Origin of the sequence: Eudoraea sp., from assembly GCF_039969275.1 — a bacterium.
Lineage (GTDB): Bacteria > Bacteroidota > Bacteroidia > Flavobacteriales > Flavobacteriaceae > Eudoraea.
The window spans coordinates 194611-216204 of record NZ_JBDVOC010000015.1; the positions used below are offsets into that span (position 1 = coordinate 194611).

Here is a 21594-nt window from a genome sequence, read left to right on the forward strand (position 1 = left end):
TCAGGAGCCAGATTTGATTTTACTAAGATACATATTTGCCTTTGATGAGTTTCCTAAAATTGTATATGCATTGGCTAACTCTCTGTATATATTATTACCAAGTTCAATATCGTCGATAAGAAAATCCAAAGCATTTTCCAATTCACTTATTGCTTCTTTCTGTTTTCCATTTCTATTTAGGCCCATCCCTTTTGCGTAATAAAAATAAGGCTGGGATGGAAATTCCTCCAAAGCCGCATCTGCTTTGATAATTAAGGAAGTATAATTCTTAATACGTATTAATTCACCTATTTCTTCCTTAAACTTCAAAAGAGGGTTCAGGTCCGTACTTTGGGCAGAAGGAGCTTGTTTTATTTCATCAACACTCTTAGGGCTATCCAAAGAATCTTTGATCTTACGTGAAAGTGTTTCCTTAAACGAAGAGTCTTTCAATTCTTTCAAAATATCTAAAGACTCCTGATAACTCTTTCTTTGGAAGTAAATCAGGGCCAGGTTTTTTTTAAGTTTACTATTGTCAAAAGAAATTTGCTCTTTAATTATCTCTATGTTATTACCCTGTTTTTGCAAAATCTCCACTACGACATCTAAATACCAAAAGTTATCAGGTTCTGAATTTAATGCATCTATCCCGTATTGCTGAGCCACTACATATTGCTTATTTGCTAAATATGATTTAGCTAGCTCAAAGTCAACAACATTGTATGTGCTATCCAGGTTTTTACATTTAAGAAAAAGGTTAATGGCCTTATCATAGTTCTCAATCCCTTTTTGCATTAATGCTTCAAAAAATGTTTCCTGAAATTCGTCTGTATAATCTTCCAAAAATACTTCAGAGCTTTCTTCTTCCTGGGCATAACTCAGCTGAGAGAAAATAAATATTCCCGAAATATAAATAACCCATTTAAGCCCAAACTTCATATTATACGACTACATAAATCCAAACCAATAAAGGCTTTTTATTTTATTCCTGTACTTCCAAAACCACCTTCACCTCTGGAGGTTTCAGTTAAAATTTCTGTTTCTAGCCATTCAACCCGTTCATGTGCTGAGATCACTAATTGTGCTATGCGTTCTCCATTGACAATGGTAAATTCTTCTTTGGATAAATTCACAAGAATCACGCCAATCTCTCCTCTGTAATCTGCATCTATTGTCCCTGGCGCATTAAGCACTGTTATTCCTTTTTTAGCCGCCAAACCGCTTCGCGGTCTTACTTGTGCTTCATATCCGACAGGAATTTCCAAAAATAATCCGGTTTTAACCACAGCCCTTTCTAGTGGTTGTAACGTAATTGATTCAGATATATTGGCCCGGAGATCCATCCCGGCCGAAGCTGGCGATTCATATTCCGGGATAGAGTGATCTGATTTATTGATAATTTTTACTTTCATTTTATCTGTTATTTTATTTGCCCTTTATACCTCTCAAAAATATTCTTTTAAGTGTTTCATTTTCCATTTTATAGAGTAAGATTAAAAATACTAAAAGCAAGGCACTACCTATTATCAAATTTCTGTCGAACACATAAAAAGAAAGCATTGCAAACAGGATTGATAATCCTAAGTAAAAAGTTATTTTTCTAAAGTTATATGGAATGGGATAGTACTTTTTGCCTAAGAAATAAGAGATTAGCATCATGCTTCCATAGGCCGCCAGGGTAGCAAATGCCGAAGCATAGTACCCCCAGTCTGGAATAAATAAATAATTAACCCCAATTGTAATTAATGCCCCTACAACAGAAATATAAGCGCCGAATTGCGTTCTGTCTGTCACTTTATACCAAACTGAAAGATTGTGGTAAATCCCCAGGCAAAAGCTCGCTAATACTATCACCGGTACTATGGGCATAGCCTCCCAATATGCCTGGTCCTGAATAAAAATAACCTTTAAAACATCTGCAAATACCACAACCGTTAATAATATTACACTTCCCAGGACAACAAAATAATTTGTGATTTGGGCATAGGCACGCTGGGGATGTTCAGAAGAGGAATGGCTAAAGAAAAAAGGTTCTATCCCAAGACGAAATGCCGTGGCAAAAAGAGTCATAAAAAGCGCCAGTTTATAACAAGCAGAATATTTACCCATTTCACTCTTAGCAATATCCTGTGGTAATAAATCCGCAAGCAATATTCTATCAAAAACCTCATTTATTGTAAAAGCAATTCCGGCAATCATTACGGGCATTCCATACTTTAACATCTTAAGCCATAGTGCTTTGTCAAAAGTTATGGGCCTTTTAGTATAAAGATTACCCATCATAATTAAGGTAATTCCGCTAGCTATTAAATTAGAAATTAATATGTATGATATTTCAAAATCAGGTATGTATATGGCATTCAATAAGCTTTCTGGATTCGCATTGGACAGACCCGGAAGCAAAAGGAGGAAAAAGATATTCAACCCCAAATTCACAACCACATTCACCGTTTTCACCATCGCGTAGCGCATGGGTCTTTCATTTGCCCGAAGCCATGCAAAAGGAATGATCGCAAGTGCATCCAGGGCCAGAATAAATATGACATACTTAATATAGCGCTGTTCTACATTTAACAACTCAGCCATTTGGTTTTGCAACAACAAGGCCAGAATCGTAAATAATAAGGTGCTAACTCCCAAAGAAATTAATGAAGTGGTAACCACTTTATTTTTATCATCTTCACCATTGAAGAACCTAAAAAAGGCAGTTTCCATGCCATAAGCCAGGATCACATTAAAGATTGCAAACCATGAAAAAATTAATGTCACCTCTCCATATGATCCCGGGGGCATAACTTTGGTATAAATAGGAACCAAAATAAAGGACAGCATACGAGGCAACACAGTAGCCAAACCATAAATGAATGTTTGCTTAAAAAGTTTTTTAACTAAACTCAATGGCTTTTAGATTTGGGCTTAAAATTAAGTATTTAAACCCATGGAACAAAGTCTGTCGTTTGGCGTTCACTGATATATAAGCGAAGGTTTCTTCTTTATTCCCGTGATTTTAAAATAGGCTACTTTACTATTTTGCGGATCTTCTGTGATAATTTTATAACTAACAACTGCTTCATCTTTGTCCAAATCAAATGGAAAATCTGCATTTTCTCTTTTTATTGAACCAGGTGGTTGATTACCTACTTCCTCTTTAGGATCTGAATGCATTATAATGTCTGGTTTTTTGTCCTCTCTAGTGTCTTTATAATTGCAGATAATCTTCATGTTTTCTCCTTTCTCTTTTATCTCTGCTTCCAATACATGTCCCTTGAAAAACACTTCTAAAAATTCTATTTCATTACCGGCCCCTACATCAACTGATAATTGCAAAATAAAACCCGTGCCACTTTCTTCCCTGCCACCTGCATATTGCTGGTATGAAGGATTATTTATGCTGAAAGGGGGGTCAGTAGTTAATTTCTTTTGAGAGGAACATCCGTAAAGGCTAAAAACAGCAAGTATTATTAATGTGTTTTTCATAATTCTCTTTTATTTAAGCTTTCGTAAAGATATAAAACCAAATTTGGTGCCAAAAAAGTTAGGTCAGCATCTATGTTAATCTTGCCAATAAATAATCCCGCTTAAAGCGGGATTATTATAGTTTATTCAATTAATAAAAACTGATAAATAGCTAATTGTTCAATGCTTCCGCTCCACCTACTATTTCAAGGATTTCACTGGTAATAGCGGCCTGACGAGCCTGATTATAAGTCAATTTTAACTGATCTCTTAATTCAGTGGCATTATCAGTGGCCTTATGCATTGCGGTCATCCTTGCTCCATGTTCACTTGCAAATGAATCTCTTATTGACTTGAACAACTGCGTTTTTAACGACTTAGGAATAAGTTCTTCTACTATAGCTGCTTTTGTGGGCTCAAAAATATAGTCCGTTGAGGTATTTGAATCCTGTTCCATAGGCAATATTGGCAAGAATTGCTCAGTGGTGACTATTTGTGTAGCCGCATTTTTGAATTTATTATATACTATTTCAATTTTGTCAAAGGACTCATCAGTATATAATTGCATTAATTCTTCAGCTATTTCTGCTGCATTATCAAAAGTAAGTTCATCATAGATTTTGCTATGGTCAGAAACAACATCATGTCTTTTGCCAATAAGGTCGTGTGCCTTCTTCCCTATTGTTATAAAATGAACTTTCTTACCCGCATAATTGTCTTTATGCATTGATAGGCAGTGTTTAATTATATTTGAATTAAATGCCCCACACAGTCCTCTGTTAGACGTAATTGCTACAATAAGAACATTATTCACATCTCTCTGGTCTGTATATTTACTTCCAGTATCACTATCTATACTTCCACTAAAATTTTGCAGCAATTCTGTAAGCTTATTGGCATAGGGGCGCATGGCAGTAATGGCGTCCTGAGCTTTTTTTAGCTTGGCAGCAGACACCATTTTCATGGCGCTTGTTATCTGCATGGTAGAGGATACCGATACTATTCTATTCCGTATTTCCTTTAAATTTGCCATTTTTTAAATTGTGAACTCAGAGATTAGTCTTGATATTTACCCACCAGATCTTTACAAACAGAAGTCAAGGTATCTATTACCTCATCGGTTAATTTACCGGCTTTCAAAGTATCTAATACATCTCGGTGTTTAGCATTTAGAAATTCTAAATAGTCTTTTTCAAACTCCTTCACTTTGTTAACCGGGACATCTCTTAATAGGTTTTTAGAGCCAGCATAAATAATAGCCACCTGATCTTCAACTGTAAAAGGGTCTGCTTGAGCCTGCTTTAAAATTTCCACATTACGCCTACCCTTTTCAATTACATTTAAAGTAGCTGCATCCAGGTCAGATCCAAATTTTGAAAATGCTTCCAATTCCCTGAATTGTGCCTGATCCAGTTTTAATGTCCCTGCTACTTTTTTCATAGACTTAATCTGAGCATTACCTCCAACCCGCGATACAGATATCCCCACATTAATCGCCGGGCGTACTCCTTGATTAAACAAATCCTGCTCCAGAAATATTTGCCCGTCTGTTATGGAAATAACATTGGTAGGAATATATGCTGATACGTCACCTGCCTGAGTTTCAATAATTGGTAAGGCCGTTAAAGATCCACCCCCTTTTACCATAGGCTTCAAAACTTCTGGTAAATCATTCATGTTCTGCGCTATAGCATCATCATCTATCACTTTGGCAGCCCGCTCTAACAATCTTGAATGTAAATAGAAAACATCCCCAGGATAAGCTTCACGTCCCGGAGGTCTTCTTAACAAAAGTGATACTTCACGATATGCCACGGCCTGTTTAGAAAGATCATCATAAATAATTAATGCAGGTCGGCCTGTATCTCTAAAATATTCACCAATAGCTGCACCTGCAAAAGGTGCATACACTTGCATTGGAGCCGGTTCAGAAGCATTAGCTGCTACAATAGTTGTATAAGCCAAAGCGCCTTTGTCCTCCAGGGTCTTTGCAATAGCAGCAATAGTTGAGGCTTTTTGCCCAATTGCTACATAAATACAGTAGACAGGTTCTCCGGCATCATAAAATTCTTTCTGATTTATAATAGTGTCTATACAAACGGTTGTTTTACCTGTTTGACGATCGCCAATAACCAATTCGCGCTGACCTCTTCCTACTGGTATCATAGCATCTACCGCTTTAACACCAGTTTGTAATGGTTCATATACAGGCTGGCGGAAAATAACCCCTGGAGCTTTTCGTTCCAGTGGCATTTCATAAAGTTCTCCGGAAATGGCTCCTTTTCCATCGATTGGATTGCCAAGAGTGTTTACAACCCGACCTACAATGCCTTCTCCCACTTTTATGGAAGCAATACGCTGGGTACGTTTTACAACAGCACCTTCCTTAATTTCTCTTGAGGGTGCCAATAGTACAACTCCAACATTATCTTCTTCAAGATTCAGAACAATACCTTCCAAACCACCTTCAAATTCAACTAATTCACCATATTCAGCATTAGATAGACCATATACCCTGGCTATCCCATCACCCACTTGTAATACGGTACCTATCTCATCTAATGAAGCTTTAGCTTCAAATCCAGATAATTGTTTTTTTAATATTGCAGATACTTCTGCGGCTTTTACTCCTGCCATTTTATTTCAGATCTAAGATGATAAAAAGGAATTAACTCCTTTTACATTCGTAATTTCTATTTAAATACTATTTGTAAATTCTCTCTTTAAATTATTTAATTTATTGGAGATACTCGCATTATATTGTAAATCCCCGATTCGCAATATAAAACCTCCTATTATACTTGCATCTATTATATTTTCCAAGGTGACTTTATTACTCGTTATTTTCTCAACTTGTGCAAGAATCTTCTTTTCCAAGGATGGCGTTAAAGGCACCGCGGTAGTGACTAAAGCTACATTCTCTCCCTTTAAATTATCATTAAGCCTAATATATTTTTTGGCAACTTCATTTAATAAGCCTATCCGTTTTTTTGAGACAAGTAAAGAGAAGAGTTCCTTGGTCAAATCATTGACATTCTTAAAAATCTCCTTTAGAACTTGATTTTTTGATGAGCCCTCAAGAATTGGGCTTTGCAGCATTTCTTTGAGCTCATCGCTATCAGAAATGGTTTGCACTATATTACGCATATCCTCATCAATTGAGTCCATAACTTTTTTCTCAATTGCAAAGTTTAAAGTAGCTTTTGCGTAACGTAGGGCTGCTCTTGATTCGCTCATTATAACTTAATTCAATTTAATATCACCAAGCATGTCATCAACCAGCTTCAACTGCTTTTCTTTATTGGACAATTGCTCTTTGATCACTTTTTCGGCAATTTCAACAGAGAGTTGGGCAACCTGGTTTTTTATATCTGCAACGGCAGCTTTTTTCTCGCTTTCAATAGTGGCTTGTGCCTGTTTTATTAATTTATCCCCTTCAGCTTGAGCCAGATCCTTAGCATCAGTGACAATTTTGTCTTTTATTTCCCTTGCTTCTTTTAAGAGGGTTTCGCGTTCCGCCCTGGCTTCCTTTAATAATTTCTCATTATCTGCAGTTAAATTCTGCATTTCCTTTTTAGCTTCTTCCGCAGAAGCCAATGCATTTTTAATTCCCTCTTCGCGGTCATTTATTGCATTCAGAATTGGATTCCATGCATATTTCCATAATAAAAATACCAATGCCACAAACAGCAAAGTTTGCCAAAAGAACAAGCCTAACGAAAAATCTTCTATTAATTTCTCCATACCTATTAAATCTTAATCGTTCAATTTTTGAATTAAACTAATGGTGGTAACCAACCGTTACCACCATTAGTTATCTTTCTAGTTTTCTGCAGTTGCAAAAAGTGCAGCAAAACCAATACCTTCAATAAGCGCTGCAACAATAAGCATCGCTGTTTGAATTTTTCCGTAAGCTTCAGGTTGACGCGCAATCGCTTCCATAGCCTGGCCACCGATTCTTCCGATACCCACTCCTACACCGATTACAATTAATCCTGCACCTACAATTCTTGGAATTGTCATAGTATATATAATTAAAAATTAAACATTCAAATTAATGTGCCTCTGCATGCTCATGTTCCTCAGAAGCAAAACCAAAATACAATGCCGACAACATTGTAAAAATATATGCCTGTAATAAGGCCACCAGAATTTCAATTAATGAAATGGCAAATGCAAGTCCAAAGGACAACGAACTGCCAATCCAATTTTTAAAAAGGAACATTAGTCCAATTAAGCTCATAATAACAATATGTCCTGCCTGCATGTTGGCATATAGACGTATTAATAATGAAAATGGTTTTATAAATATTCCTAAAACTTCAATCGGAATTAATATAACATATAAAGGAATTTTAGCGTACCATGGCATTGAATCTCCCAGTGGATCAAATAAGTGTTTCCAGTAGGTCTTTGTCCCTGTTAAATTGGTAATCAAAAAAGTCAGAATTGCCAATGCAGTTGTTATTGCAATATTACCCGTTACGTTAACCCCTAAGGGTGTGAGGCCAAACATATTCAAAAACCAAATAAAGAAGAAAATAGTAAGTAGAAAAGGCATATATTTCTTATACTTTCTTTCTCCTATTGTGGCAATTGCAATATCATCTCGTATATATAAAATTATTGGTTCAAAAAACCTTCCCACACCTTTGGCGATTCCTCCATTTTTAGAATACGATTTGGCTAATCCTCCAAATAAAAGAAGCATTAAAAAGCCCGTAATCACTATCATCATGACACTTTTGGTTATCGAAAAATCTAAAGGTTTTATATTGGAAGCATGGTGTTCAGCATCATAATTAATAGTCCCAGTCTCGTCTGTTTTATAAATTTTACCGTGATATAATTTGTAATGATTATCTCCTGAGGTGGCTACTTCTTCTCCATGATGGAATTTGGAAGATGAAAAAAGTACCAGACCATTATCCCAAAGAATAACAGGTAATGGAAATCCAACATGATGTTGCTCTCCCTCACTATCGGAATAGGAAAACAAGGAGAAATCATGAGAATCCTTAAGGTGGTGTTGTATATACTCGTCTATTTCTGTTTTCAGGTCGGTTTTGGATTCTTCTTCACTTATCTCCGCTGCCTTTGCGAATATCGTCACACTGAAGAATATTGTGAAAACCAGAAAGAATTTTACCAAAAGAGGATTTCGCATATCACTTATAAAAATGGGTCTCTAAAAATCCGTGCAAATGTAAGCTATTCTCTTAAAAAGAAAAAAGCATTTAGAATTTTATTTTTCCCCTGAAAACAGGTGATAGCGATTCTATTGATGATCAATTTCCCGCATTAGTTTGATTAGTGCAAAAGTCTCTATGAGCAGACATGTAAAATACGGTATAAAAAAAATGAAAAATTCAACTTTTGTGAGCTTACCATCCAACATAAAAATTGGATCAAAAATCAGGAAGTAGATAACGAATTTTAAAGTGCTTCCGAACATAAATAAAAATCCGAGATTTTTATTTTTCTTTTCAGAAAAATAGAGCAGCGCCGAGTATATCCCCAAAGCCATTGCAAAGTTTATCAAATAGCCCAGGAGCAGGAGGCGATAATCCAAATCCAGGTTTCGAGCGAACAAAAATCCGGCGTGTAGTATGCCAACAATCAAAAGCGTACCAAGTAGCAGGCCCGAAAAAGTGATAATTTTTTTATTCAAATCAGGAGTTCAATTTTTTGGTTTGCTGTATTACCAAATACATTGAAATGGCAACTGCAAATAAAGTAAGAATTATGGTATAAGTATTATTTTCGTTCTGATACTTCAAATCGAGCCATTGGCCTAACCTGGCTCCTAAATATATAATAACTCCCATTTGAACGGCTATTCCGGTAAGACTTAGCCAGTATTTAACTTCCTTTTTCCCTTTCGCCATTTTAATTGAAATATCTATAAGACTATTGCAAGCACAAAAGACCTAAGCGTTTCTAGAAGTTTAGGCTGGGCTCAATGGAAAACAAAAAATGGGGCGATCAGGAAACCTTAGCTGGTTCACTTTTACTGCCAGATCCACTAGCAACACCAGATTTATAGCTCGCGCCTGAACCTGAATCCGTCGAACTTGCTGTTGCAGTCTTAATTGTGTCATTCGAACTTATTCCTCCTTTACCCTTCATTGTACATGATGCATTAAATGTAGCACCTGGTTCAACTGCCAGTTTAGCAACAGTTACTGTACCTTCAATAACGGCAGATGCCTTTAGCGCCAATAAATTTGACACTTGCAGTTCCCCGTTAAAACTTCCTTCAATATCGGCATTTACACATTCTACTTTGCCGTGAATGTAGCCGCCTTTGCCAATTACAACCTTTCCGGAGGTTTTTACGTTACCATCTAGTTTACCATCTATCCTAAAGTCGGCTTCGGATATTATGTCGCCTTTTATTTTCGTATTCTTTTCAATTCTGTTGGGTTGTCCGCCTATTTCGTTCATAGTTCTAGGTTTTTTGTTATCAGAAAACATCTTGTTTATGGTTTTGGGGTTAAAACTTGATTTTTATATTCTTGTAAGTTTTTATGTATTTGAATGATTTTATAGTTGGAAGATAAAATTACAAAATTCTCATTAGCAATTCGGTAATCCTTGTTTTTATTTAGGAGTTCTACATAACCTAAAGCGTAGTCTTTTGATTTAAATCCATGAACAACTATAAATTCCATCTCCAGGTTATAAATATCTTTAGAAACGAGATTATTATACTTTAAATCCCCGATAGATTTCTCCAATACTTTTTTTAGTGCCAACGCCTTATCGTCATTCTGTCTTTTAAATGGAAATATGACTTTCCAATTAGCCGTTCCTTTTGATTCAATTTCTAATGAGAAGTCCTTTGGCTCCAATTTGGGTAACTGTTCGGCAATCATTTGTTGTGCCTTTTTACCTTCAGGATTATTCGGATAATTCAGTGCTACATAATTGAGGGCTTCCTTAAAATCGTCATAGCCTTGAAGTCTGCCTATGGCACTGGCCTTTAGCATCTCAAATTTTGGCACGATAGGATCTCCGGTATACAAATTTATGTTGGCTTCGGCGCCTGTTATAACAGTTAAATAATCTTGATTTTCATATAGTTTATAAAGTTGAGCGTATTTGGCATCAGGACTATCTTCTGAGCCTGCTAAAACTGCTTTTGGATTTACTAAAATTTCAGCATACCGCGAATCGGGAAAGCTTTGGATAATATTTTGTTTCATACTTTCGGCAAGTGGACTGCCAGATTCCTCATATATCTTGTACAAGTTATACATGGATGGAAGTACCAGGCGTTCTTCTGGCTCTGACTTCAAAACAGTCTCCAATTTGCCTGCAGCCAAAAGGTTTTCCTTAAATTTCTCCTTATAAATTAATCCCAACTGGTAGTTTGCAAAATTTCTTTCCAATTTAAGACTATCTATAACTGCAATATCGGTGGGTATCTGATCCAAATAATATTCTACTGAATATTTCTGTTCTTCCGTCATTTCTTCTCCAGCGTCAATACCACCATCAGCAATGAGCGGATCCCTTATGCCTTCTGTAAGTTGCTTTGTATTTCTATTGCTCCAACGCCAGTCATCTTCCAATACCCGGTCTCCCCATCTGGTTTTAAAGTCGTTTTTTCCATACCCCAGGCTAGTAATATTGTAAAAGTAAAATTTACCTTTATTCTGTTTCCCGCCCTTTGTTTCTGCAAAAGCTGCAAAACCAGCATTAGCCTGGTTTTCCTTTTTTAATGCGGCTTCTTCCTCAGCCAACTTCAATTTGGCAATATAATTTTCGAAAAATGCTAATTGATCTATTTTTGGAAGATTATAAAGCGTTATTACGCTGTCGGCATATTGAACCACATCTTCATACTTAATAACATCTTCCAGATTATCTAATTTTTTCTTAATAGCCCTGAATTTTTTTGTATTCTCAGGTAAGTTAGACAGAACACTATCATAATAATTCCCTGCAATTTTGTAGTCATTTCCATCGAAATTGTACTCTGCAAGATTTTCATAATTAAGCGCATTCAACTGTGGTGAATTTTGTGTTGCTCTTAAAGACTTATTATAATATACAATTCCCAGGCTGTCTGACCCAGTAGCCATATAATATTCAGCCTTCTGATTGTATATCTTATCTAAAAATGGTCTGTTTTCTCTATTTTCTTCAAGATTAACCAGCTCTTCAAGTAACTCTTCCTTATTCTCCTCAGTTATTTCCGTATTTTGAATTTGATGTAAATGCGCATTAATCATATACACCCGGGGGGATTTTCTATTTAATTCGATGATCTTTCCAAATGCATAATTTGCACTATCTCTATGTCCTAACTGATTAAATAGTTGTCCAATAATAAAATAATACCTCCCTTTCTCTGGTTGCTTTTTGGTATATGCAGAAGCTATTTTAAGTTCCTGAATGGCGGTATCGGGGGCTTTCAAGTTTATATAAGCCTGTGCCATCATTGCATGAGTGTCTGCGTATTCCTGATCGCTAAGTTGTTCGAACTTCAAGAGGCGCCTTAAATTTTTTAGCGCTAGTTCCTCGTTATTCAGTCTAATATTTGTTTTTTCTCTCCAAATTGTAGCTTCATTCAGCTTATCACTTTGGGTATATTTTCTTAAAATATAATTAAACGCCTCAATTGCTGGTATATACCGCTGGTCGAAGTATCTGGCTTTACCCAAAAGCAGAAAAGCCTCATCTGTTTGTGGGTTGCGCTCTTCATCTTTTATGTCCATACTATGCTTTTGAATAGCCTTGGTGGCTTTTTCCTCAGCAATAATAAAGTTTGGATTGTTGTTTTCAGAATCGAGTCTTATTTCATCCTTTACCTGCAAGCGTTCAACAGGTAAAACTTCCCAATAATTATCCAGATAAGACATATTGAGAGTCTCTCTCCCTTCGTCAAATGCAATATTGCCATTGTACAAGACATTGTACTTGGTATTCATCGCATGCCAATTGCGGTTTACAAAAGTGTCTTTCTTGGTAGAACAAGCGTTAAAAAGTATGCCCCCAAGAACACCAGCCAGAATAAATTTTAAACGTAGCTTCAAAATTGTTGGTATTCTATGTAATCTAAACTTAAAAACATTGAGATTATTATGCCACAGGACTTGAAAAGACAGGAATAATATGGATCCGGGTCTAAAATGTTACAACGGAATTGTATTTAACCAAAAGGGTTCTCTGAAAGAAAAGAAAAAAAACATCATGAAAGATGCAATAATCTTAGCCTCCAAAAAACAACTCAAGTTCTTTTAAGGTCTCTGTTGAGGTCTGAATATCTTTGACTATTTCTCCCTTATTTAATACCACAATACGTTCACAAACTTCTGTTACATGGATGAGGTCATGACTGGAAACTAATACTGTAACTTCCCTATCCTGACCCAGTTTTTTGATAATTGCTTTGAGTCTTATCTGAGTAGTGGGATCTAAATTCGCAAAAGGCTCATCCAATATGATAACCTGGGGTTCTCCAATAAAAGAAGCTACTATCCCCACCTTTTTTTGATTCCCTTTTGACAAATCGCGTAAATACTTTTTCTGGCCCAAAATCTCCCCATGAAAGAAGTCCTCAAAGTTGGCTAAAAGTTCATTAACATCTGTTTTAGATTGTCCTCTTAACTCTCCAATGAAATAGAAATACTCTTCAGGAGTAAGGTATCCAATTAAAAATGTTTCGTCTATAAATGCCGAGGTAAATGGTTTCCATGCTTCACTTATATTTACTTGTACCTCATTGTTAATTACTTTACCGGTTGTGGGCTGAATTAGGTCTAAAAGCAAGCTGAAGAAAGTAGTTTTGCCCGCACCATTATTGCCAACCAGGCCGAAACTTTGGCCTTTGGGTATATCCAAGCTTTCAATATTTAATACCGTTTGATCTCCGTAGATTTTGGTAAGGTTTTGTGAGTAAATCATTTCAATATATAATTTATCAGGCTTTCTGTTTATAAGCCAAAAGGGTTTTATATTTTTCTTTTTTATATATGTTTTCAATCTTTTTGAATACCACATTCTTAAAGGCAAAGCCTAATATCCCGGTTAGGGCAACAAATATGTATCCTGCCGTTGGATTAATCAAGTAATGGCCTAACCCATATATGGCTAAGGGCAATAATAATTTTGGTAATGTCAGAAGAAGTGTTTTTACATTAAAGGCTTGCTTATCTCCAAAAGCTTTTTTGTTAGAAGTCAAATCAATTGGAGTTTTAATATATGCCCCACCCCATAAAACCAGATAAGAGTTTACCCCAATATTGTAAATTGCACCAACAATAATTGCCAAATAAGCATCCCAGCCAAAATAAAGATAGAATACAGATAAGATTGTGCTAATTATAGTGGCAATTATAATCAGATACCATTTAGAAGAAAGATATTCTTTGTATTGTATGTTTTGACTCATCATAAGAGGATAATATGAACTATCCCAGCTTGGTACGAACTGACCAAAACTAAAGAGGAAGCCTCCGGAAACAAAGATGCCTGCAAAAATCTTCCAAACAGGGTTCTCATAAGCCTCAATGCTATTTGTAAAAAACAATAGCCCATAAAAAAGGAATATAAAACTCATGATTACTGTGGTTTTAGACCGTTTATTCCTCTTTATTAGTTTAATATCGTTTTTAAGAAAAGTTCCTAAGTTTCCAAATCGATTTAACCAGGTATAATCTTCAGATTTTGCAATATCGTGTTTAGTGGCTAAACCGGCATCCAGATACATATTCCTTTTAAAATAGTTAAAAGCCCCATAATACAGCCCAATTAAGGCTCCCCAGGAAATTAAAGAAGTCCAGGGAAGTTCATAAAACAAATTAAAAATGGGAGAAGTGTAACCCGTGATATCAAACCATTCATAATACTGACAAATAGCCAAAATTGCCAAAATTGCCACTAAAGGATAAAAAACGCTATCCTTATTATTCATCATGATATTGATGAAATTATTACAATAAAATAGGGCCATGATTCCCAAATGCCAACCTATGACCCCTGCGGGATTATATCCTTCAATAATAAGAACGATGGAAAATGGTACAAAGAAAAAAGCGTGAGCCCAATTAAAAAAAGAAAAAATAGTCTTTCCAAGGGAGTATGAAACCACCTGGCTTTTTTTAAAGGGTAGATAAAGCAAAGGTTTGATGTTCAAAATAGGCATCTTTTGTAGCATATAGCGAATATAGATGTCCATCACCAGGTAATAAATAATATATTTATTTACAAACTTCAGTGGATCTCCCAGCCCATTTTTCTCAATAATAAAATAGGATCCAACCCCTAATGCGAGAAATATGGCAATAAAATACAAGGCCCCAAAAATCATTAAAATCTTAAATGCCACATTTGTTTTAAAAGAAGCTGCCCTGAAGAATGATTTCCATTGCAGCTTAAAAAAGTGTTTGAACATGAAGGCTGGTGTTTTTTTGTTCAGAAAGTTAGTTGGTTAAATTTGTCCTTTGTTACAAAGAGAAGCTAATTTCTCACTATAAATCCAAAGCATTCCTTAATTTTGCAAAAATTTTTTTACTGATGAGTGATTTTTATTCCCTGACTATAGACAAGATATCCCGATTAACCCCGAATTCGGTTGCCGTAAGTTTCGTTATCCCTGAAGAGCTGGAAAATAAATTTGCTTTTGAGGCCGGCCAGTATATTACAATTAAGCACAAAGTAGACGGAGAAGAAGTTAGGCGTGCATATTCTATTTCCTCAAGTCCTAAAGACAAACAAATTACCATAGGTATTAAAAAAGTACCCGAAGGGCGCTTTTCCACATATGCCAATACATCACTCCAAGAAGGAGACCAATTACTGGTTATGCCTCCTGAGGGGCGCTTTGTTTATAAAACTTCTAATAAAAAGGGAAATATCTGTGCTTTTGCCTCAGGAAGTGGAATTACACCTATTATGAGTATTGCCAGAACTGTTTTGGAAAGTCATCCTGAAAATACTTTTGTATTGGTATATGGTAATCAAAATAAATCCGAAGCCATGTTCCACAACGAGATATTAGAACTCGCAAATACCTATAAAGATCGGTTTACTGTGCAGTTTGTATACAGCAGGGCCCGTGAAGAGGATTCACTGTTTGGAAGAATTGATACCTCTGTTATAAATTTTATTCTTAAAAATAAATTTAAAGAAATCCATTTCAACACATTCTACCTTTGTGGTCCTGAGGCAATGATAAACCTTAGCTGCGATACATTAAAAGCAAATGGAATAGCTGAGGATTCCATTTATTTTGAACTCTTTACTACCAGCGAAAATGAAGAATCTGAAACCGTAAATCTTGAAGGTAAAACAACCGTAGAAGTTTTATTGGATGATGAAGTATACTCCTTTAGTATGGATAAAAAATCTTCTGTCTTAGATGCAGTCCTGGATGAAGATATAGATGCCCCATATTCTTGTCAGGGAGGTGTTTGCAGTACATGTATTGCAAGAATTACCGAAGGCGAGGCTAAAATGGACAAAAACCAGATTCTTACGGATAGCGAAATTTCAGAAGGGCTAATTCTTACCTGCCAGGCTCATCCGGTAACGGCTACCTTGAAGATAGACTATGACGATGTTTAATTTAATAGCTGTAGTTGTTAACACTTTTCAATAAACCATAGGCTGGTCTATAGTTATTTAGGTGTTATGAATTTTCAATATCATCATTAATAACTGAAATGAAGGGTCCTGATACTTGTCAAGACTACTTGTTAGTTATTTTCTATCTGAAAGCAAGCCTAGAATATAAATAGGGTCGCTTTTTTATTTAAAAATCACATAAGACAAACCCGCTTTTTAGAAACTATGTAGTTTGTTTTAATTGTTTTTTTTGAATAGCTGTTCAAAAAAATGCGTTTAATCCTCAAGAGCTAACCATAAATCTAATTTTACAAATTATTAACTCCATTTTTCTATGACTATTATAAACTAAACGGTTTGTTCGGTTCATTTTAGGTTGCAGGTAATCTTGAAGTGATCTTAAAGAGAATATCAACCTCCAAAAATACCCTATTCGGGAATAGTTCCTTAAAAATCACTAGTCCAAATCGATAGATTATTGCTTATTTATTGGTCGCTTTTTTTAGTTTTTAAAACAAAAAAAGGTCTAAACAACAAATAAAATACCGTTGGTCGATATTTTTTACCGACTAAGTGGTCGGTAAAAATCAGGGCAGGTAATGCCGTTTATCGGAAATTTAACATTTTAACGAATTTTTAAAGTCATACATCCTTTAATATTCACCTTCCTGGGGTTTCAAGGGTTCTTTGTTTATAGACTTAACGGTCTGTTTAACCCTTAAACCCAAATCTAATGGATAAGAATTTAAAACGCATGGCCACCATGCACCGGATGCAAGTTGCTGGATTAGAGTTGTTTTATAAGAATGGCTATTATAATACCAGTATAGATGATATTTTAAAGTCCCTTTCTCTTTCTAAAGGAGCCTTTTACTATCATTTTCAATCTAAAGAAGATTTTTTCGTAAGTATTGTTCAAAACTTAATTGTTCGTAAAGTATATAGTATGCTTATTGAACCAATAGAAGGTAAGGAAAATCCCTTCCCTGTCATTGAAAAATGTTTTGAAAATGCCTTGGAAACAGCAGAGCATAATGATATGGACTACGGTTTTATACTGAGTAATTTTATTTCAGAATTTAACCGAAGAAATACTGTTATTTCTAATTACTTAATGGATATTTATAAAGTTTGGGAAGTTAATTTAATTACCTTACTTCAAAAAGGAAAGTCTGATGGTTATGTAGATAGACATGTAGACAGCGAAGGTGTTGCAACATATTTAATTTCCTCATACATGGGTGTAAGAACTTTAATGGTGCAGGGTAATTGCAGAAATTTGCGATACAAATACATGCAACAATTGAGGCAATATTTCAATTCATTAACTCAAAAGGAGGCCGTACAATAAAAAACTACCTGGTGTCAAGTAGGGCGGAAATCCGGTTAATAATAGTTTCAGGTACTATTGTGGACATGACATTATCATATCCCTCGGGCATATTGTTTCCATAAATGGAAGTTGGAATTAATGGATACTTTGTTCTGTCTGAGAGAAGATTGTTTTCTGGTGCCTGACGAAAAGGAGAAAAACCGGCATAAGGATGTGTAACTCCCCATAAGGTAACAGTAGGCACATTAAATAGTGCAGCCAGATGGCCATTCCCGCTATCCATTGACACCATGAGGTCCAAATTGGAGATTAAAGCCAATTCTTCCTCGAAAGATAGGATATCAATAGTGTTTATACAATTTTTACACGTATCTGACCATTGTTGCAATTGTTTCTTTTCTAATTTCCCGCCTCCAAAAAAAATAATTTTATACTTATTGGTATTATTTAGTGATAAAATAATTTCTTGCATGAGACTATGAGGATAGGTTTTACCTGGGTAAGCAGCAAAAGGAGCGATGCCCACCCACTTTAGGTTATCTGGGCCGACCAATTCAAGTACTCTTTCAGGTAATACTCGTTTTGATAGAGTTTTTGCGCTTTCCAGAGTTATTGGGAATCCAAGTTTATAAAAAACATCGGCATAGCGTTGGAAAGTAGTTTTTAAAGGCTTGAAGACCTTATTTTTATACGCAGTCAATGCCCTTTTCTCTTTTCTGCCCTTATCAATTTGTATAACAGGAATGTTGCTTGACATAAAGAACCCCTTCAAAATGGAACTTCTTAGCACATTGTGAAGATCGGCCACGGCATCAATTCCCAGTGTCTTCAATTCCTTAAATAATCTCCACAAGCCCATAATTCCTTTATGATTACCATCAACGTCAGCTTCATAGACATGAACATTTGATAATGTGCTAAACAATGGGCTAAAAAAGGCTCTTGTAAGTACTGTAATTTGTAAATCGGGATGTTGTGCAGTAAGTGCGCTTATAACAGGAACAGTCATTGCCACATCTCCCATGGCCGACAAACGAATAACTAAAAGGTGTTTGTATTTATTTTTGCCCACGCAAAACCGGATTTAACTCCTCATCATTGTACATTTTCATTTGCCTGTAGGTCTTCATAAAAATGACACCTCGTTCAATATCAGAAAGCAATTGATCGATTGCCGTAGACAAGTCTTCTTTTTGTTCAAGTAACACTTTTAACTTCTGACCACATTTTTTAAGGTGTTCCTCAGATGCATCAGTTCGTGCGGCCTCTTCCTGCATGTGATAGATTTTTAGCGCCAAAATTGAAAGGCGATCAATGGCCCAGGCCGGACTTTCGGTATTGATTCTGGCATCCGGAATTGTTTGTACCGACTGATATTTATTTAAAAAATAACTATCAATATATTCCACTAAATCAGTTCTGTCCTGATTGCTGGCGTCTATTTTTCGCTTTAATTGCAATGCTTTTACAGGATCTATTTCAGGATCTCTTATTATATCCTCATAATGCCATTGAACCGTGTCAATCCAATTCTTTCTATATAGGAGGTGGTCAATATCCGCTTCAGGATATGGGTTATTAAATGGCTGATTCACATCATCCTTTATGTGATAATTATTAATACTTTCTTCAAATATCCTAAAGGCTGAATTACTGAACATAGTGGCTTAAATTTGATACAAATATACCCATTATTTCAGAATCATTTCTGTCAATAAAACTAGAAAGGGGGTTACTATGGAAACTATAAGAACTATTTCCTTAAGAGTAGCTCTTTTGATTAATTCGACATATTTCGCGAGAAAAATAGCTCCCGGAAAAAAGGTAATTAACACCGGATAAGTATCATTTGTTGTTTTGAAAAAAGTAACTATCAACCCAAGGGCAAGTGAGATGGCGATAAGACGCATAGTTATTATTTTACCCACACCTAATTTGCCCATTTTAATAAATGCCAAAGCCGCGGTTATAATAGTTATTATCGCATAAATAGCAAGTTTGGTGCTATTCATCCAATATGCTAATATGTCGACCTTGAAGGAAAATTGATAATGATTCTTCAAAAAGTTCAGATTATCAGTTATAATCAGAAAACACAACACGATAATTCCTATAGCCAAAATGCCAGTCAGAGGAACTAACCAATTTTTAATATTCTTGGGCTCGTAGAAATAAATAGCAATGCAGACCAAAATGAGATATATAATTGCCCAATCGTAAAAAAGGCTTGCAATAAGGGTCCAGATTGTAGCATCAAATATCTTGAGTTTAATATTCTTCAAAGATTTTAGACTAATAAGCCTTCTTATCGCCAATAAGAGGAAGAAACTACAAAACACACCATTGTCATCAAGTAAAACTTCAGGAAAAACAACAATTAATAAAGCATAATAAAGAATGGCAAATGAATTTGTTGCCGTAATTTGATTTCGTTTTACAATAAAATCAACTATAAAAACACTAAATAACAGAACCCCCAGGACAACAAATTTAATCACCAGTTGTTCTGGTTCATAGTGGTTCTCGTATAGTACAAAATGGACAAACCAATAGAATAAGAACAAAAAACCAAGAAGAAGAATAAAGTTTATCGGTTTTGTTTTTCCAAAAATGCCTGATATCATCCTGGGTTTTTATATTTTTGTAATGTAAATATAACCAAGATGAGAGCATTTTTTGAGGGCATAGAAGATTTATTCGTAAATGTACTTTTCTGGCCTTATGATTTTTTTCGATTTATTTCTAACTGGTGGACCTCCAATACTGTAAACTGGATATTTGTAATACTGGGAGCAATAGCAATGATATATTGGCTAATGCAGCTGAAAAAGTTTGACGATAGCGGAGAAGAGGATAAAAGTATTACTTCCCATTCGTACTTATAACAACCAATTTTAGGGTTTATTTGATTGCGTTAATAAAATCATTAACCCTGATAACTGTTGATTTTTAAAGATCAAATCCCAGATCTTTTCTGTAGTACATATTATCAAAGTGAATTTTATCAATATTTTGATAAGATTTTCTAAGTCCCTCCCTAAAATCTCTCCCAAAGGAGGTAATAGCGATAACCCGGCCGCCATTAGTCAGGATTTTTTGATCTTTAAGTTGGGTTCCTGCATGGAAGACAATGGACTCATCTACCTGGTCTATCCCTCTAATTTCTATCCCCTTTTTATAAGCCTGTGGGTAACCTCCTGAAACCAACATGACAGTGGTAGCCGTTCTTTCATCAATTTCCAGTTCAATGGAATTCAGTTTGCCATTGGCTACTGCATTAAACAATTCAACCAGGTCGTTTTTAATTCTTGGAATTACAACTTCAGTTTCGGGATCTCCAAGTCGCACATTATACTCAATGACAAAAGGATCCTCTCCCACTTTTATTAAACCAATAAAAATAAATCCTTTGTATGGCAAATCGTCACTATGTAAACCTTTTATGGTTGGTTTAATAATGCGTTTATGTACTTTTTCTAAGAATTCCTGGGAAACAAAAGGAACGGGTGAAATGGCTCCCATGCCTCCTGTATTTAATCCAGTGTCTCCCTCTCCAATGCGCTTATAATCTTTAGCCATTGGTAAAATTTTATAATTTTCTCCATCAGTTAAGACAAAACAACTAAGTTCTATTCCGGATAAAAACTCTTCTATTACTACCACTGAGCTTGCAGCGCCAAACTTTGCACTGATAAGCATATCCCGAAGCTCGTTTTTAGCTTCCTCCAGGTCATGAAGTATTAGGACGCCCTTACCGGCAGCCAGGCCATCAGCTTTAAGAACATAGGGTGGCTTTAGAGATTCCAAAAAAAGGAGTCCTTCTTTAAAGTTATCAGAGGTAAAACTCTTGTAAGAAGCTGTTGGAATTTTATGCCTCATCATAAATTTTTTGGCATACTCCTTACTTCCTTCCAGGGTAGCCGCCATTTTTCTTGGACCAATCACAGAAATGTGCTTTAGAGAAGCTTCCTGAAGAAAAAAATCATGTATTCCATTCACCAAGGGATCCTCGGGCCCGACAATAACCATGTCTATCCCCTCCTTTTGCACAAGTGACTTTATTGCTTCAAAATCATTCACATTTATCGGAACATTACTTGCTATAGCGTCAGTTCCAGCATTTCCCGGAGCGACAAATAATTTATTTAATTTGGGGCTTTGCTTGAGTTTCCATGCAAGGGTATGCTCTCTGCCTCCCCCGCCAATGATAAGTATATTCATAGGTTAAAAGTATAGCTAAAGTAAATGTG

General features: G+C 35.6%; 23 protein-coding genes. 3 read left to right on the plus strand and 20 right to left on the minus strand.

Annotation, left to right across the window (positions count from 1 at the left end):
* From ABJH90_RS14905 to ABJH90_RS14980, 16 genes are all read right to left on the minus strand, one after another.
* Window positions 1-918, minus strand: a complete 918-nt coding sequence (locus ABJH90_RS14905) for a hypothetical protein (protein ID WP_348140729.1) — start codon at window positions 916-918, stop codon at window positions 1-3.
* 38 nt (window positions 919-956) lie between these two features.
* Window positions 957-1391 (minus strand): dUTP diphosphatase, encoded by a 435-nt coding sequence (gene dut, locus ABJH90_RS14910; RefSeq protein ID WP_348140731.1) that lies wholly within the window; start codon window positions 1389-1391, stop codon window positions 957-959.
* Window positions 1392-1404: 13 nt separating this feature from the next.
* Window positions 1405-2877, minus strand: a complete 1473-nt coding sequence (locus ABJH90_RS14915) for an oligosaccharide flippase family protein (protein ID WP_348140733.1) — start codon at window positions 2875-2877, stop codon at window positions 1405-1407.
* Window positions 2878-2943: 66 nt separating this feature from the next.
* Entirely contained in the window at window positions 2944-3456 is a 513-nt protein-coding gene (locus tag ABJH90_RS14920) for a hypothetical protein (RefSeq protein ID WP_348140735.1), read from the minus strand.
* A gap of 151 nt (window positions 3457-3607) precedes the next feature.
* Window positions 3608-4468, minus strand: coding sequence for an ATP synthase F1 subunit gamma (gene atpG, locus ABJH90_RS14925; RefSeq protein ID WP_348140737.1), 861 nt, complete (start codon window positions 4466-4468; stop codon window positions 3608-3610).
* Window positions 4469-4491: 23 nt separating this feature from the next.
* Window positions 4492-6072: a F0F1 ATP synthase subunit alpha gene (gene atpA / locus ABJH90_RS14930; protein WP_348140739.1), complete on the minus strand. Its 1581-nt coding sequence runs from the start codon at window positions 6070-6072 to the stop codon at window positions 4492-4494.
* A 60-nt stretch (window positions 6073-6132) separates the two neighbouring features.
* A complete protein-coding gene (gene atpH / locus ABJH90_RS14935) occupies window positions 6133-6672 on the minus strand; it encodes an ATP synthase F1 subunit delta (protein WP_348140741.1) in 540 nt (179 codons plus the stop codon).
* A gap of 6 nt (window positions 6673-6678) precedes the next feature.
* Entirely contained in the window at window positions 6679-7179 is a 501-nt protein-coding gene (locus tag ABJH90_RS14940) for a F0F1 ATP synthase subunit B (RefSeq protein ID WP_348140742.1), read from the minus strand.
* A gap of 78 nt (window positions 7180-7257) precedes the next feature.
* Window positions 7258-7458 carry an ATP synthase F0 subunit C gene (atpE, locus tag ABJH90_RS14945; RefSeq protein ID WP_019670925.1) on the minus strand — a complete coding sequence of 67 codons (201 nt, stop codon included), beginning with the start codon at window positions 7456-7458 and terminating at the stop codon, window positions 7258-7260.
* A gap of 31 nt (window positions 7459-7489) precedes the next feature.
* Window positions 7490-8602, minus strand: coding sequence for a F0F1 ATP synthase subunit A (gene atpB, locus ABJH90_RS14950; protein WP_348140744.1), 1113 nt, complete (start codon window positions 8600-8602; stop codon window positions 7490-7492).
* Between the two features lie 111 nt (window positions 8603-8713).
* Window positions 8714-9106, minus strand: a complete 393-nt coding sequence (locus tag ABJH90_RS14955) for a hypothetical protein (RefSeq protein WP_348140746.1) — start codon at window positions 9104-9106, stop codon at window positions 8714-8716.
* A gap of 1 nt (window position 9107) precedes the next feature.
* Complete coding sequence (locus tag ABJH90_RS14960) at window positions 9108-9323, minus strand: AtpZ/AtpI family protein (protein ID WP_348140748.1); 216 nt, start codon at window positions 9321-9323, stop codon at window positions 9108-9110.
* Between the two features lie 97 nt (window positions 9324-9420).
* Window positions 9421-9912, minus strand: a complete 492-nt coding sequence (locus tag ABJH90_RS14965) for a polymer-forming cytoskeletal protein (protein WP_348140750.1) — start codon at window positions 9910-9912, stop codon at window positions 9421-9423.
* A 5-nt stretch (window positions 9913-9917) separates the two neighbouring features.
* Entirely contained in the window at window positions 9918-12479 is a 2562-nt protein-coding gene (locus ABJH90_RS14970; RefSeq protein ID WP_348140752.1) for a hypothetical protein, read from the minus strand.
* A 175-nt stretch (window positions 12480-12654) separates the two neighbouring features.
* Window positions 12655-13350 carry an ABC transporter ATP-binding protein gene (locus ABJH90_RS14975; RefSeq protein WP_348140754.1) on the minus strand — a complete coding sequence of 232 codons (696 nt, stop codon included), beginning with the start codon at window positions 13348-13350 and terminating at the stop codon, window positions 12655-12657.
* A gap of 16 nt (window positions 13351-13366) precedes the next feature.
* A complete protein-coding gene (locus ABJH90_RS14980) occupies window positions 13367-14839 on the minus strand; it encodes a DUF5687 family protein (RefSeq protein WP_348140756.1) in 1473 nt (490 codons plus the stop codon).
* Between the two features lie 122 nt (window positions 14840-14961).
* Here ABJH90_RS14980 and ABJH90_RS14985 point away from each other — a divergent pair, with 122 nt between their 5' ends.
* Both ABJH90_RS14985 and ABJH90_RS14990 read left to right on the plus strand, forming a co-directional pair.
* Complete coding sequence (locus tag ABJH90_RS14985) at window positions 14962-16011, plus strand: ferredoxin--NADP reductase (protein WP_348140758.1); 1050 nt, start codon at window positions 14962-14964, stop codon at window positions 16009-16011.
* A gap of 733 nt (window positions 16012-16744) precedes the next feature.
* Entirely contained in the window at window positions 16745-17362 is a 618-nt protein-coding gene (locus ABJH90_RS14990; RefSeq protein WP_348140760.1) for a TetR/AcrR family transcriptional regulator, read from the plus strand.
* Window positions 17363-17366: 4 nt separating this feature from the next.
* Here the strand turns inward: ABJH90_RS14990 and ABJH90_RS14995 are convergent, their stop codons facing one another.
* Genes ABJH90_RS14995 through ABJH90_RS15005 form a run of 3 tightly spaced genes read right to left on the minus strand, consistent with a single transcriptional unit; the run spans window position 17367 to window position 19968 of the window.
* Window positions 17367-18416, minus strand: a complete 1050-nt coding sequence (locus ABJH90_RS14995; protein WP_348140762.1) for a glycosyltransferase family 9 protein — start codon at window positions 18414-18416, stop codon at window positions 17367-17369.
* A complete protein-coding gene (locus tag ABJH90_RS15000; protein WP_348140764.1) occupies window positions 18403-19005 on the minus strand; it encodes a DUF4254 domain-containing protein in 603 nt (200 codons plus the stop codon). The genes ABJH90_RS14995 and ABJH90_RS15000 overlap by 14 nt, the downstream gene beginning before the upstream one ends.
* Before the next feature lie 30 nt (window positions 19006-19035).
* Complete coding sequence (locus tag ABJH90_RS15005) at window positions 19036-19968, minus strand: DUF6427 family protein (RefSeq protein ID WP_348140766.1); 933 nt, start codon at window positions 19966-19968, stop codon at window positions 19036-19038.
* A 39-nt stretch (window positions 19969-20007) separates the two neighbouring features.
* Here ABJH90_RS15005 and ABJH90_RS15010 point away from each other — a divergent pair, with 39 nt between their 5' ends.
* Window positions 20008-20229, plus strand: a complete 222-nt coding sequence (locus ABJH90_RS15010; RefSeq protein ID WP_348140768.1) for a uracil phosphoribosyltransferase — start codon at window positions 20008-20010, stop codon at window positions 20227-20229.
* A 64-nt stretch (window positions 20230-20293) separates the two neighbouring features.
* Here ABJH90_RS15010 and purD read toward each other — a convergent pair whose 3' ends face one another.
* Window positions 20294-21565, minus strand: a complete 1272-nt coding sequence (gene purD, locus ABJH90_RS15015; protein WP_348140770.1) for a phosphoribosylamine--glycine ligase — start codon at window positions 21563-21565, stop codon at window positions 20294-20296.
* Between the last annotated feature and the right edge of the window lie 29 nt (window positions 21566-21594).